We start from the raw sequence: 12,913 nt of genomic DNA on the forward strand, positions 1-12,913 counted from the left end.
AATTTATCCTCCGAACAGGCGTTTGAGGAATCCTTTCTTCTCTTCTTCAATGAAGCGGAAAGGGCGTTCTTCTCCGAGCAGACGTTCAACGGTATCGGCATAGGCTTTGCCTGCGTCCGACGCGGCATCCAGAATCACGGGCTCACCCTGGTTGGATGCGCGCAGAACTGACTGGTCTTCCGGGATCACGCCCACCAGGTTGATGCGTAGAATTTCCAGCACGTCTTCCATGCTCAGCATATCGCCTTTATTGACGCGGCCTGGATTGTAACGGGTCAGCAGCAGGTGCTCTTTGATCGGCTCTTCGCCATTTTCCGCGCGGCGGGATTTCGATGCGAGAATGCCGAGGATGCGGTCAGAGTCACGTACGGAGGAGACTTCCGGGTTGGTGGTGATGATGGCTTCATCCGCAAAATAGAGCGCCATCAGCGCACCGGTTTCAATGCCTGCCGGGGAATCGCAAACGATGAAGTCGAACTCCATTTTCTTCAGTTCTTCGAGAACTTTGTCGACGCCTTCGCGGGTCAGGGCGTCTTTATCCCGGGTCTGGGAAGCCGGGAGAATGTAGAGATTTTCCGTGCGCTTATCTTTGATCAGCGCCTGGTTTAACGTGGCATCACCCTGGATGACGTTGACGAAATCATAAACGACGCGACGTTCACAGCCCATAATCAGGTCGAGGTTACGCAGGCCGATGTCGAAGTCGATAACGACGGTTTTCTTTCCCTTCTGGGCCAAACCTGTAGCGATGGCCGCGCTGGAGGTGGTCTTGCCAACGCCCCCTTTACCCGAAGTCACAACAATAATGCGTGCCATAGAAATTCCTTGTTAAAAAGGGATTAATTTAACGGTTGAATTGCCAAAGCGCTTTCACCTAAACGCAGGCGTGCCGCTTTGCCATAAAATTCGGCCGGGATGTTATCGCTCAGCCAATATTCCCCGGCGATGGAAACCAGCTCCGCCGCAAGGTGGGTACAAAATATCTGGGCGTCTCTGTCGCCACCGGCGCCAGCCAGCGCACGTCCTCGCATCATGCCATATACATGGATATTTCCGTCAGCGATAAGTTCCGCACCGGCACTCACATGATTTGTAACAATAAGATCACAGTGTGGCGCATAAATGCGCTGACCGGAACGTACCGGCTGATCAATCAAACGCGTTTTTGTGATCTGACTAGCAACTGGCGGCGGAGGGGCGGGTTCGGACGGTGCCGGACGAGGCGCTTTTTCTTTCCCTTCGGTTAATAACGGGATCCCGGCGCGGTCGATTTCGGTTTTCAGGCGCGGAATTTTGCATCCGCTGACGCCCATAATGCGTAAACCGGTCGCGGCGATAGCCTCGTTGACGGCGCGCCACTCGACCTTCTCCTCGATGCTGGCGATATTCACCACCACCGGGGCATGACGCAGAAAGGCGGGAGCCTGGGCGATTTTGTCTTCTAACGCCTGACGAATAACCTCGGGATTTGCATCGTGCAAATGAACGACAGATAACGTGAAGCTACTGCCTTTAAGTTCGATTGGCGTATTTGACATCCTGGCCTTACTCAATTTGCTGTTTATCGACCGCCGAAGTGCGGTGATATTCCGAAGACTAAAAGGCATGTTATAGTCACTCATATATTGAGGCAAGTGACCACAGGTCTAATTCCGAGTAAAACTATGTTTTGTGTGATCTATCGAAGTACTAAACGTGAACAAACCTATTTATACGTCGAAAAAAAGGACGATTTCTCACGCGTTCCTGACGAGTTAATGCGCAGCTTTGGCACGCCGCAGATGGCGATGCTGCTGCCGCTGGATGGACGTAAAAAGCTGGTTAACGCCGACCTGGAAAAAGTGAAACAGGCGTTGAGTGAGCAGGGTTATTACCTGCAACTTCCCCCGCCATCTGAAAATCTACTAAAGAAACACCTGGCGGAACAGGGGAAACAATCCGATTAACCCACCGAGGGAAAATAATGTACCAACATCATAACTGGCAGGGAGCGCTCCTGGATTATCCAGTGAGCAAAGTGGTTTGCGTCGGCAGTAATTACGCGAAGCACATCAAGGAAATGGGCAGTGCGACGCCGGAAGAGCCGGTGCTGTTTATTAAACCTGAGACCGCGCTGTGCGATCTTCGTCAGCCGTTGGTGCTTCCCGAAGGGCTGGGCTCCGTGCATCACGAAGTCGAGCTGGCGGTGCTGATCGGCAGTACGCTGCGTCAGGCAACGGAAGAGCATGTGCAGAAGGGGATTGCCGGCTATGGCGTTGCGCTGGATCTCACTCTGCGCGACCTGCAGGCTAAAATGAAAAAAGCCGGACAACCGTGGGAGAAAGCCAAAGGTTTCGATAATGCCTGTCCGATTTCCGGCTTTATCCCGGCCGCCGAGTTCCACGGTGACCCGCAGAATACTCCACTGAGCCTGAAAATTAACGGTGAGGTGCGCCAGCAGGGAACCACCGCCGACATGATCCATAAGATTGTGCCGCTGATCGCCTATATGTCGCGCTTCTTCACCCTCAAAGCCGGGGACGTGATCCTCACCGGCACCCCGGATGGGGTCGGGCCGCTGCACAGCGGCGACGAGCTGGAGGTCGGCTTCAACGGCCTGTCGCTCACTACCCGCGTACTGTAAGCGCTGCTTGCCGCCTTTTGGGGCGGCAAAACTTGCATCGGCGTGCCAGACTGGTTATAAGGTGCACCCTTAACTGGTAATGACGGACACTCCGATGAGCGAACAACCTTTCTGGCAACAAAAAACACTGGATGAAATGACCGACGCGGAGTGGGAATCGCTATGTGACGGCTGCGGCCAGTGCTGCCTGCATAAGCTGATGGATGAAGATACCGATGAGATCTACTTCACCAACGTCGCCTGCCGTCAGCTCAATATCAAAACCTGTCAGTGCCGTAACTACGAACGCCGCTTCGAGTATGAGCCGGACTGCATCAAGCTTACCCGCGAAAACCTGCCGACCTTCGAATGGCTGCCGCCGACGTGCGCCTATCGCCTGCTGGCGGAAGGTAAGCCGCTGCCGACCTGGCATCCGCTGCTGACCGGCTCAAAAGCGGCGATGCATGGCGAACGCATCTCCGTTCGCCACATTGCGGTCCCCGAGTCCACTGTCGTCGACTGGCAGGACCATATCCTCAACCTACCTGACAGGGCGCGCTAAGCGCCGGGTCACGCTTTCCTGGCGTGGAATAGCCCGTTTTCACCGTCGGATTCTTCAGCCACCCAGAAGTGGATATTGAAGCGGGCGTCATCGCTCAGTTCCACGCGATGCCAGTACTGCGGCGGGCTGGTGGCAAACTGCCCGGCGTGAATCACGACTTTTTTCTCCGGCTCCGTCGCCTGTTCATCGGCAAAACCATAATAGGTCACCGTACCTTCCATGACGCACAGCTGGCCGAAGACGCCGGCCGCGGTATTGTGATGGCTCAGCAGAGCGGCAGGGACGTTCTCTTTAGTAAAGAACGGTGTGGAGCGTTTAACTTTCCAGTCAGCGGGAATCAGTAATGATGACATCGTGAGCTCCTGTGGTGCTGTATAAGATGTATTTAATATGCACCTTTTAGGGGCTGTGGTCAACCACAGGCAGGAAACGATGCAACGATGCGCAGCAGACATAAAAAAACGCCCCGCAGGGCGTTTCATTGTGGGCGGTACTCGCCGCGGCTTAGCGGCCAAACAGATCGCGTTTTTTCGCTTTGAAAGGCTGGGCAATAACCACCAGGATAGCGACCACCAGATAAGCAGCGAAAATCCCGACCAGCCATTGCGGCATCTCCAGTGACAGGAACTGCCACTGACGCACCGAACAGTCGCCGGTGGCAACGAAGACCTGAGGTAGCCATTTATCCAGCGGCAGCCAGCTTGGGAAGCGGGCGGCGAAATCGCAGGTCTGGAACGGTGACGGGTGCAGCTGGATCATTGTATGTTCCCACGCCAGCTGCAGTCCGCGTATTGCGCTGTACAGCCAGATTACCATGGCGACATAGCGCAGCGGCGTTTTGGGGGCGATGGCGCCCACCAGTCCCGCGCCCATGATACCGAACAGGGCACAGCGTTCGTAAATGCACAGCACACACGGCTGCAGCAGCATCACGTGCTGGAACCACAACGCGACGAGTTCGAGAATGAAAGCGGTTAACGCCATCAGGAGCCAGGCACCGCGTCCCCTTGAGCACTGGTTTAAATATTGCAACATAATCATTTCCCTGGAAGATGCTAAATCATGGCAGTGTAAACGAAAACCGAACCGACGCCAGAGGCGCGGTGGAAAATATTACGTAACGGATTATTGAATGGCCCGGATGGATCCGGGCCAGGATCGGGTCAGGGCAGCACGGGCGTGGTCACCCAGCCGTGCGCCAGCAGCCAGTTGGTGACCGGCATCAAGGTGAACTCGACGCACAGCAGGCCGACCAGCGTGAGTACGATGGTGTAGGGCAGGGCCATCCACACCATGCGGCCATAGGAGAGTCGGATAAGCGGCGCCAGCGCGGAGGTCAGCAGGAACAGGAATGCCGCCTGACCATTTGGGGTGGCCACTGACGGCAGGTTGGTGCCGGTATTGATTGCCACCGCCAGCATCTCAAACTGCGGCAGGCTGATAGCGCCGTGTTCGAGGGCCGCTTTCGCTTCGTTAATATAGACTGTGCCGACAAAAACGTTATCCGAAATGGACGACAGCAGGCCGTTGAACAGATAAAACAGCGACAGCTGCGCGTGCGGCGAGGCCTGCAGCACAAACTCAATGACCGGGGTGAACAGCTGCTGGTCGATGATAACCGCCACAATGGAGAAGAAAACCGTCAGCAGCGCGGTAAAGGGCAACGCCTCGGTGAACGCCTTGCCAATGGCGTGCTCATCGGTCACCCCGCTAAAAGTGGTGGCGAGGATGATTACCGACAGGCCAATCAGCCCAACTTCGGCCAGATGAAAGGCGAGGGCGAGGATCAGCCAGACGCCAATTACCGCCTGAGCGACCAGTCGCAGACGCTCCTGACGGCTACGCTGCGCGCGGCTGCGATGGTCAAAGTCCTGCAGCACTTTCCTCACCGCCGGCGGCAGCGGTTCGCCGTAGCCGAACAGATGATACTTTTCGACCAGCAAACAGGTGAGGAGGCCGCAGACCAGCACCGGCAGAGTCACGGGCGACATACGTATAAAGAACTCGCCAAAATGCCAGCCTGCGGCTTTGGCGATAATCAGGTTTTGCGGCTCGCCGACCATGGTCATGACCCCGCCGAGCGCGGTCCCGACGCCGGCGTGCATCATCAGGCTGCGCAGAAAGCCGCGGAACTGCTCCAGCACTTCCCGGTAGTGCTGGTCGATATGGCTATCATCCAGCAGATCGTTATCATCAGGGCGAGCCGAGGCGACGCGGTGATAGATGCCGTAGAAACCGACGGCGACGCTAATCACCACTGCGACTACCGTCAGCGCATCGAGAAAGGCTGAGAGGAAGGCCGCCGCCAGGCAGAAGGCCAGCGACAGCAGCATTTTACTGCGGATCCCCAGCAGCAGGCGCGTAAACACGAACAGCAGCAGCTGTTTCATAAAGTAGATGCCCGCCACCATGAACATCAGCAGGAGCAGAACTTCCAGGTTGTTGGCGATCTCCGCCCGCACGTGGTCCGGGCTGGTCATACCGATCAGCACCGCTTCCAGCGCCAGCAGGCCGCCCGGCAGCAGCGGGTAGCACTTCAGCGCCATGGCCAGGGTAAAAATAAACTCAACCACCAGCAGCCAGCCGGCGACAAAGGGCGCCACGGCAAACACCAGCGGGTTTATGATTAAGAAAATGATTAATGCCAGCTTATACCAGTCCGGCGACTGGCCAAGAAAATTGCGCCACAGCGCGCGGCCATAAGAAATTTCCACGACAGAATCCTTCCCGGTCAATTAGTGCATGATTTTGTGCGTAACTATTGGCAAGAGTACCAGTTGAGTAAAATGAGAAGCAACTTTCTTCGCGTAGCGGCGAGTGGGGATAAGGAAAAGCGCAAAGCAAAAGTAAAAGCGGAAAATGAAACGGCGATCCCTTTTTAATTCACTTGCCATGCTATCTGCCCTATAACGGCTCTGGTATGATGAGTACAATTGTAACGCTGTGTAATGGAAATCTTACTATGGTCATTAAGGCGCAGAGCCCTGCGGGTTTCGCGGAAGAGTACATCATTGAGAGTATCTGGAATAACCGCTTCCCTCCTGGATCGATTCTCCCCGCTGAACGCGAGCTTTCTGAGCTGATCGGTGTCACCCGCACCACCCTGCGCGAAGTGCTGCAGCGCCTGGCCCGTGACGGCTGGCTGACCATTCAGCATGGTAAACCCACCAAAGTGAACAACTTCTGGGAAACCTCCGGGCTGAATATCCTCGAAACCCTGGCGCGCCTCGATCACGACAGCGTGCCGCAGCTGATTGATAATCTGCTCTCTGTGCGCACCAACATTTCCACGATTTTTATCCGCACCGCATTTCGTCAGCATCCGGATAAAGCGCTGGCGGTACTGGACAGCGCCCGGGAAGTGGAAGATCACGCCGACGCCTTTGCCGACCTCGATTACAACATTTTCCGCGGTCTGGCGTTCGCCTCCGGCAACCCGATTTACGGCCTGATCCTTAATGGCATGAAGGGGCTGTATACCCGCATCGGCCGCCACTATTTCTCCAGCCCGGAAGCCCGCAGCCTGGCACTCGGCTTTTACCACCAGCTGGCGAAGGTATGTGAAGCCGGCCTGCACGATCAGGTGTATGAGCTGGTTCGTCGCTATGGTCACGACAGCGGCGAGATCTGGCACCGGATGCAGAAATCGCTGCCCGGCGATTTAGCCATGAATATGCGTTAAGCCGGCTATTCGCGATCGCTAAACAGAACAAGGGGGCCGATGGCCCCCTTGGTTATTTTAATCGCCCGCAATGCTATAGCGCGTTCGGTCGCGCCGGGCAGCGGTCCAACAGCTCAATGCTGCCGTCCGCGTTCTGCTGCTCCAGCAGCACATCGAACCCCCACAGACGATGCACATGCTTCAGCACTTCGCGCCGGCCTTTATCGAGCGGGACGCGGTTGTGCGGCACATAGCGCAAGGTCAGCGAGCGGTCGCCGCGCAGGTCAACGTTCCACACCTGGATATTTGGCTCAAGATTGCTGAGGTTATACTGCGCCGAGAGCTTGTTGCGGATCTCGCGATAGCCCTCTTCGTTGTGTATCGCCGAGATCTCGAGGTAATTGTTGTGATCGTCATCGAGCACGGTGAAGAAGCGGAAATCGCGCATGATCTTCGGCGACAGGAACTGGCTGATAAAGCTCTCATCCTTGAAATCACGCATCGCGAAATGCAGCGTTTCCAGCCAGTCAGAACCGGCAATATCCGGGAACCAGTACTTGTCCTCTTCCGTGGGCGACTGGCAGATGCGCTTGATGTCCTGGAACATGGCGAAGCCCAGCGCGTAGGGGTTTATCCCGCTGTACCACGGGCTGTTGTACGGCGGCTGGAACACCACGTTAGTGTGACTGTGGAGAAACTCCAGCATAAACCGCTCGGTCACTTTCCCTTCATCGTAGAGATGATTGAGGATGGTGTAGTGCCAGAAGGTCGCCCACCCCTCGTTCATTACCTGGGTCTGTTTCTGCGGGTAGAAATACTGGCTGACTTTGCGCACGATGCGCAGGATCTCGCGCTGCCACGATTCGAGCAGCGGAGCATTCTTCTCCATAAAGTACAGCAGGTTCTCCTGCGGTTCGGAAGGATAGCGGCGGGCGGCTTCAATCGCCTTCTCCTCTTCCCGCTTCGGCAGGGTGCGCCACAGCATATTCACCTGGCTCTGCAGATACTCTTCCCGGCTTTTTTGCCGCGCTTTCTCCTCCTGCAGAGAGATTTTTTGCGGACGTTTATAGCGGTCGACGCCGTAGTTCATCAGCGCGTGGCAGGAGTCGAGCAGTTTCTCCACTTCGTCGACGCCATAGCGCTCTTCGCACTCGGTAATGTATTTGCGGGCGAAGATCAGGTAGTCGATGATCGAGCTGGCGTCGGTCCAGCTGCGAAACAGATAGTTATTTTTAAAGAACGAGTTATGCCCGTAGCAGGCATGGGCCATCACCAGCGCCTGCATGGTGATGGTATTTTCTTCCATCAGGTAGGCGATACAGGGGTTGGAGTTGATGACTATCTCATACGCCAGACCCTGTTGGCCGTGCTTGTAGGCCTGTTCGGTCTCAATAAATTTTTTGCCGAACGACCAGTGCGGATAGTTGATGGGCATGCCGACGCTGGAGTAGGCGTCCATCATCTGCTCGGAAGTAATGACTTCGATCTGGTGCGGGTAGGTATCAAGACGATAGAGCTTGGCGACCCGGTCCACTTCGGCCAGGTAGGTCTCCAGTAACTCGAACGTCCAGTCGGGTCCATCGCTTAAACGGGTGGTGTCCCTGTTCATGGAGTCAATCGTAGCCATTAGCGCGCCCTCGTTGTTGTTGGTTTTCTCTGAACGGAAAACCTCTAAACAAGCATAGAACACGGCACAGCAAACTGTGTTATCTGCCAATCTCTTTTCTTCGCGATTTCCCCATCTCAAAGCCGTATTTTTCGCTTATTTACAGAATTTAATGCTGGGTAAAAATAAAGCGCAGCATGAGATCGTAAATCTCACAGCGCAGGTGTGGTGCGGTTTGCTGTGAGTTAAGTCACCATAAATAAAGCGTATGTTGAATAATATTTTCAACTGAGTTATCAATTTGTAATTAGATGATTGTTCTTTAACTGTTACGGAGTCGCTATGCGTGTCGTCATACTGGGAAGTGGGGTGGTTGGGGTAGCCAGCGCGTGGTATTTGAGTCAGGCGGGTCATGAAGTGACGGTCATCGACCGTCAGCCCGGTCCGGCAGAGGAGACCAGCGCGGCCAACGCCGGGCAGATCTCCCCCGGCTATGCGGCGCCCTGGGCGGCGCCGGGGGTGCCGCTGAAGGCGATCAAATGGATGTTTCAGCGCCATGCGCCGCTGGCGATCGGCCTTGACGGCACCTCGTTCCAGCTGAAGTGGATGTGGCAGATGCTGCGCAACTGCGACACCCGCCACTATATGGAGAATAAAGGCCGGATGGTGCGCCTGGCGGAGTACAGCCGCGACTGCCTGAAGGCGCTGCGTGACACCACCGGCATTCAGTATGAAGGCCGTCAGGGCGGGACGCTGCAGCTGTTCCGGACCGCCAAACAGTATGAAAACGCCACCCGCGATATCGCGGTGCTGGAAGATGCCGGCGTGCCGTATCAGCTGCTGGAAGCGAAGCGGCTGGCGGGAGTGGAGCCGGCGCTGGCGGAAGTCAGCCACAAACTGACCGGCGGCCTGCGCCTGCCCAATGATGAAACCGGCGACTGCCAGCTGTTTACCACCCGGCTGGCGGCGATGGCGGAACAGGCCGGCGTGACCTTCCGCTTCAACACCGCAGTGGACGCCCTGCTGCAGGAGGGCGATCGCATCGCCGGGGTGAAATGCGGCGATGAGATTATCAAGGGCGACGCCTATGTGATGGCTTTTGGCTCCTACTCAACCGCGATGCTCAAGGGGCTGGTGGATATTCCCGTCTACCCGCTGAAAGGCTACTCATTGACCATTCCGATCGCTCAGGAGGACGGTGCGCCAGTTTCAACTATCCTTGATGAGACTTACAAAATCGCCATTACCCGCTTCGATCAGCGCATTCGCGTCGGCGGTATGGCCGAGATCGTCGGTTTTAACAAAGCGCTGCTGCAGCCGCGTCGCGAAACCCTGGAGATGGTGGTGCGCGACCTGTTCCCGCGCGGCGGCCACGTGGAGCAGGCGACGTTCTGGACCGGCCTGCGGCCGATGACGCCGGACGGTACCCCGGTAGTTGGGCGCACGGCGTTTAAAAACCTGTGGCTCAACACCGGCCACGGCACCCTCGGCTGGACCATGGCCTGCGGTTCCGGGCAGCTTATCAGCGATCTGATCTCCGGGCGCACGCCGGCGATCCCTTACGACGATCTGGCGGTTGCCCGTTACCGCCCCGGTTTTACCCCGGCGCGCCCGCAGCACCTGCACGGCGCACACAACTAAGGAGCTTGCATGACCCGTCCGGTAGTGGCCAGCATCGACCTGCTGGCCTTGCGGCAGAATTTACAGATAGTGCGTCGCGCGGCCCCCGGGTCGCGCCTGTGGGCAGTGGTCAAAGCCAATGCCTATGGCCATGGCGTGGCGCGGGTATGGAGTGCGTTAAGCGCGGCGGATGGTTTCGCCTTGCTCAATCTGGAAGAGGCGATCCTGCTGCGCGAGCAGGGCTGGAAAGGCCCGATCCTGCTGCTGGAGGGTTTCTTCCATGCCGATGAGCTGGCGGTGCTGGATCAATATCGTTTAACCACCAGCGTCCACAGCAACTGGCAAATTAAGGCTCTGCAGCAGGCGAAGCTGCGCGCGCCGCTGGATATCTATCTCAAGGTGAACAGCGGCATGAACCGGCTGGGCTTTATGCCTGAGCGGGTGCACACCGTCTGGCAGCAGCTGCGGGCGATAAGTAACGTCGGCGAGATGACGCTGATGTCGCACTTCGCGGAGGCGGAGAACCCGCAGGGCATTGTCGAGCCGATGCGCCGTATCGAACAGGCGGCGGAGGGGCTGGAGTGCCCGCGCTCGCTGGCCAACTCGGCGGCGACCCTCTGGCATCCGGAAGCGCATTTTGACTGGGTGCGTCCGGGCATCGTGCTGTATGGCGCGTCGCCTTCCGGGCAGTGGCAGGACATCGCGAACACCGGGCTGAAGCCGGTGATGACGCTGCGCAGCGAAATCATCGGCGTGCAGAATCTGCGCGCCGGCGAGGCGATTGGCTATGGCGGCCTGTACCGCACCACCCAGGAGCAGCGGATTGGTATCGTTGCCTGCGGCTATGCCGATGGCTATCCGCGGGTGGCGCCGAGCGGCACGCCGGTGCTGGTGGACGGCGTACGCACCACCACCGTGGGACGTGTGTCGATGGATATGCTGGCGGTCGATTTAACGCCCTGTCCGCAGGCCGGGATCGGCGCGCCGGTTGAGCTGTGGGGCAAAGAGATTAAAATCGACGACGTGGCGGCCAGCAGCGGCACCGTCGGCTATGAGCTGATGTGCGCCCTGGCACCGCGGGTGCCGGTTGTGACCCTGTAACGTATTCCGGGGCGGATCACTCCGCCTCGTCTTCCGCGACCCGCACCCCGACCTTCAGCACGTGATCGTTCTCTTTCTCCGCCACCGTCCACACCATCCCGGCGAACTCCACCTGATCGCCCACCACCGGCGCGGCGCCCAGTAACTGTTGCACCACTTCCCCGAGCGACTGCTGATGCTCGCGGAACTCCTCTCCGCCGTCGAGACCGTAGATTTGCGCCACATCGGCGAAGCGGGCCTCGGCATCAAGAATAAAGTCGCCGAAAAAGCGCTGGTCGAGCGCCACCGGCGGCGACTGGCTGAACATTTTACCCAGCGCCGGCAGGTCATGCTCCCGGCCGATGACGCACAGGATATCGCCTTCCCGCAGGCGGGTGCTGCCGGTGGGGTGCAGCAGGGCATTGTTGCGAAACAGCGCGGCAATCCGCGTCTCCGGCGGCATATGCAGATCGCGCAGCGCCGCGCCGATGCACCATTTATCGGCTCCCAGCTGATAGACAAACTGCTCCCACGGGTTTTCCGGGTGTATATCCAGCCCAACGCGGGAGATGGGCCAGCTGATCGGCGGCACCACCACTTTGGCTTTTTTCGCCGCCCACGACAGCGAAGTGCCCTGCAGCAGCAGCGACACCAGCACCACGAAGAAGGCGACATTGAAGAACAGACGGGCGTTGTCCAGCCCGGCCATCATCGGGAATACCGCGAGGATAATGGGCACCGCGCCGCGCAGGCCGACCCAGCTGATAAACACCCGCTCGCGCAGGTTAAAGCCGCGAAACGGCAGCAGACCGGCAAACACCGACAGCGGCCGGGCAATGAATATCATCCACATCGACAACAGCAGCGCCGGGATGGCGATCGGCAGCAGGTCGGATGGCGTCACCAGCAGGCCCAGCACCAGGAACATGGCGATCTGCGCCAGCCACGCCAGGCCGTCAAAGTTCTGCAGGATGCCGTGTCGGTTGCGGATCGGCCGGTTGCCCAGCAGAAAACCGCACAGATAGACGGCGAGGATACCGCTGCCGTCGAGGGTGGTGGTGACGGCAAAAATCATGATCCCGCCGCTCAGCGCCAGCAGTGGATAGAGCCCGGCGGGCAGCACGATGCGGTTAATCATTTGCAGCAGCAGGTAGCCGCCGCCGAGGCCGATGGCGATCCCAAGGCCGAACTGCTGAATGATATGCACCGCAAACATCCAGCTGAGGCCGGTCTGGTGCTGCTGGATCATTTCGATAAGGGTGATGGTCAGGAAGACCGCCATCGGGTCGTTACTGCCTGACTCGATCTCCAGCGTTGAGCCAACGCGCTCGTTGAGCCCCTTGCCGCCGAGCAGCGAGAAGACCGCCGCGGCGTCGGTGGAGCCGACAATGGCGCCGATCAGCAGGCCTTCGATCAGATCCAGCTTGAACAGCCAGGCCGCCATCATCCCGGTCAGCGCCGAGGTGATCAGTACCCCGACCGTCGCCAGCGACAGCGCGGGCCACAGTGCGACGCGAAAGGAGCTGGCCTGGGTGCGCATCCCGCCGTCGAGCAGGATGACCGCCAGCGCCAGGTTACTCACCATATAGGCGAAGGGGTAGTTGTCGAAAGGGATGCCACCGATGCCGTCAATGCCTGCCAGCATCCCGATGGCCAGAAAGATGACCAGAATCGGGATGCCAAGGCGCGAAGAAAAGGAGCTCAATAAGATACTGCAGGTTACTAAAACAGAACCCAGAATAAACAGACTAATGACCGCAGCGGCGTCCAATGTTCACGTAC

General features: G+C 57.9%; 13 protein-coding genes and 1 pseudogene. 7 read left to right on the forward strand and 7 right to left on the reverse strand.

Translation table 11 applies throughout. The features are described 5' to 3' along the window. Nucleotides 1-3: 3 nt before the first annotated feature. Together minD and minC are read right to left on the reverse strand one after the other, a co-directional pair. Entirely contained in the window at nucleotides 4-816 is an 813-nt protein-coding gene (gene minD / locus B8P98_RS10775) for a septum site-determining protein MinD (protein ID WP_002910900.1), read from the reverse strand. Nucleotides 817-839: 23 nt separating this feature from the next. Then, nucleotides 840-1,538 (reverse strand): septum site-determining protein MinC, encoded by a 699-nt coding sequence (gene minC / locus B8P98_RS10780; RefSeq protein ID WP_025711054.1) that lies wholly within the window; start codon nucleotides 1,536-1,538, stop codon nucleotides 840-842. Between the two features lie 126 nt (nucleotides 1,539-1,664). On the opposite strand from minC, the gene B8P98_RS10785 reads away from it, so the two are divergent. From B8P98_RS10785 to B8P98_RS10795, 3 genes are all read left to right on the forward strand, one after another. Beyond that, complete coding sequence (locus tag B8P98_RS10785; protein ID WP_002910898.1) at nucleotides 1,665-1,946, forward strand: YcgL domain-containing protein; 282 nt, start codon at nucleotides 1,665-1,667, stop codon at nucleotides 1,944-1,946. A gap of 17 nt (nucleotides 1,947-1,963) precedes the next feature. Next, nucleotides 1,964-2,623 (forward strand): fumarylacetoacetate hydrolase family protein, encoded by a 660-nt coding sequence (locus tag B8P98_RS10790; RefSeq protein ID WP_095032971.1) that lies wholly within the window; start codon nucleotides 1,964-1,966, stop codon nucleotides 2,621-2,623. Between the two features lie 94 nt (nucleotides 2,624-2,717). Next, on the forward strand, nucleotides 2,718-3,164 hold the full coding sequence (locus B8P98_RS10795; RefSeq protein ID WP_167382651.1) for a YcgN family cysteine cluster protein: 447 nt from the start codon (nucleotides 2,718-2,720) through the stop codon (nucleotides 3,162-3,164). 8 nt (nucleotides 3,165-3,172) lie between these two features. Here B8P98_RS10795 and B8P98_RS10800 read toward each other — a convergent pair whose 3' ends face one another. The 3 genes from B8P98_RS10800 to nhaB all read right to left on the reverse strand — a co-directional run bounded on the left by B8P98_RS10800 (nucleotide 3,173) and on the right by nhaB (nucleotide 5,878). Then, the gene (locus B8P98_RS10800; RefSeq protein ID WP_095032973.1) at nucleotides 3,173-3,517 is read right to left on the reverse strand and encodes a DUF1971 domain-containing protein; all 345 of its coding nucleotides are present in this window, start codon (nucleotides 3,515-3,517) and stop codon (nucleotides 3,173-3,175) included. A gap of 151 nt (nucleotides 3,518-3,668) precedes the next feature. Next, on the reverse strand, nucleotides 3,669-4,199 hold the full coding sequence (dsbB, locus tag B8P98_RS10805; protein WP_025711049.1) for a disulfide bond formation protein DsbB: 531 nt from the start codon (nucleotides 4,197-4,199) through the stop codon (nucleotides 3,669-3,671). 128 nt (nucleotides 4,200-4,327) lie between these two features. Further along, nucleotides 4,328-5,878 carry a sodium/proton antiporter NhaB gene (gene nhaB / locus B8P98_RS10810; RefSeq protein ID WP_025711048.1) on the reverse strand — a complete coding sequence of 517 codons (1,551 nt, stop codon included), beginning with the start codon at nucleotides 5,876-5,878 and terminating at the stop codon, nucleotides 4,328-4,330. Nucleotides 5,879-6,126: 248 nt separating this feature from the next. Here nhaB and fadR point away from each other — a divergent pair, with 248 nt between their 5' ends. Next, nucleotides 6,127-6,846, forward strand: coding sequence for a fatty acid metabolism transcriptional regulator FadR (fadR, locus tag B8P98_RS10815; RefSeq protein ID WP_025711047.1), 720 nt, complete (start codon nucleotides 6,127-6,129; stop codon nucleotides 6,844-6,846). Nucleotides 6,847-6,919: 73 nt separating this feature from the next. On the opposite strand, the gene B8P98_RS10820 is transcribed toward fadR, so the two are convergent. Beyond that, nucleotides 6,920-8,452, reverse strand: a complete 1,533-nt coding sequence (locus tag B8P98_RS10820; protein ID WP_025711046.1) for a SpoVR family protein — start codon at nucleotides 8,450-8,452, stop codon at nucleotides 6,920-6,922. Nucleotides 8,453-8,528: 76 nt separating this feature from the next. On the opposite strand from B8P98_RS10820, the gene B8P98_RS30820 reads away from it, so the two are divergent. The 3 genes from B8P98_RS30820 (at nucleotide 8,529) to dadX (ending at nucleotide 11,152) form a co-directional block, all read left to right on the forward strand. Beyond that, the gene (locus B8P98_RS30820; protein ID WP_167382652.1) at nucleotides 8,529-8,675 is read left to right on the forward strand and encodes a hypothetical protein; all 147 of its coding nucleotides are present in this window, start codon (nucleotides 8,529-8,531) and stop codon (nucleotides 8,673-8,675) included. Between the two features lie 98 nt (nucleotides 8,676-8,773). Continuing rightward, a complete protein-coding gene (locus tag B8P98_RS10825; protein WP_025711045.1) occupies nucleotides 8,774-10,072 on the forward strand; it encodes a D-amino acid dehydrogenase in 1,299 nt (432 codons plus the stop codon). Nucleotides 10,073-10,081: 9 nt separating this feature from the next. After that, nucleotides 10,082-11,152, forward strand: a complete 1,071-nt coding sequence (dadX, locus tag B8P98_RS10830) for a catabolic alanine racemase DadX (protein WP_025711044.1) — start codon at nucleotides 10,082-10,084, stop codon at nucleotides 11,150-11,152. 82 nt (nucleotides 11,153-11,234) lie between these two features. On the opposite strand, the pseudogene B8P98_RS10835 reads toward dadX, so the two are convergent. Then, nucleotides 11,235-12,902, reverse strand: a pseudogene (locus B8P98_RS10835) (potassium/proton antiporter); the annotation flags it as partial. Between the last annotated feature and the right edge of the window lie 11 nt (nucleotides 12,903-12,913).

It is taken from the genome of Klebsiella quasivariicola, from assembly GCF_002269255.1.
In the GTDB taxonomy this organism is placed as follows: domain Bacteria; phylum Pseudomonadota; class Gammaproteobacteria; order Enterobacterales; family Enterobacteriaceae; genus Klebsiella; species Klebsiella quasivariicola.

Excerpts from the sequence above, each read along its gene's own strand:
- minD (WP_002910900.1), bottom strand. The coding sequence starts at position 816 with ATGGCACGCATTATTGTTGTGACTTCGGGTAAAGGGGGCGTTGGCAAG.
- minC (WP_025711054.1), bottom strand. The coding sequence starts at position 1,538 with ATGTCAAATACGCCAATCGAACTTAAAGGCAGTAGCTTCACGTTATCT.
- B8P98_RS10785 (WP_002910898.1), top strand. The coding sequence starts at position 1,665 with ATGTTTTGTGTGATCTATCGAAGTACTAAACGTGAACAAACCTATTTA.
- B8P98_RS10790 (WP_095032971.1), top strand. The coding sequence starts at position 1,964 with ATGTACCAACATCATAACTGGCAGGGAGCGCTCCTGGATTATCCAGTG.
- B8P98_RS10795 (WP_167382651.1), top strand. The coding sequence starts at position 2,718 with ATGAGCGAACAACCTTTCTGGCAACAAAAAACACTGGATGAAATGACC.
- B8P98_RS10800 (WP_095032973.1), bottom strand. The coding sequence starts at position 3,517 with ATGTCATCATTACTGATTCCCGCTGACTGGAAAGTTAAACGCTCCACA.
- dsbB (WP_025711049.1), bottom strand. The coding sequence starts at position 4,199 with ATGTTGCAATATTTAAACCAGTGCTCAAGGGGACGCGGTGCCTGGCTC.
- fadR (WP_025711047.1), top strand. The coding sequence starts at position 6,127 with ATGGTCATTAAGGCGCAGAGCCCTGCGGGTTTCGCGGAAGAGTACATC.
- B8P98_RS10820 (WP_025711046.1), bottom strand. The coding sequence starts at position 8,452 with ATGGCTACGATTGACTCCATGAACAGGGACACCACCCGTTTAAGCGAT.
- B8P98_RS10825 (WP_025711045.1), top strand. The coding sequence starts at position 8,774 with ATGCGTGTCGTCATACTGGGAAGTGGGGTGGTTGGGGTAGCCAGCGCG.
- dadX (WP_025711044.1), top strand. The coding sequence starts at position 10,082 with ATGACCCGTCCGGTAGTGGCCAGCATCGACCTGCTGGCCTTGCGGCAG.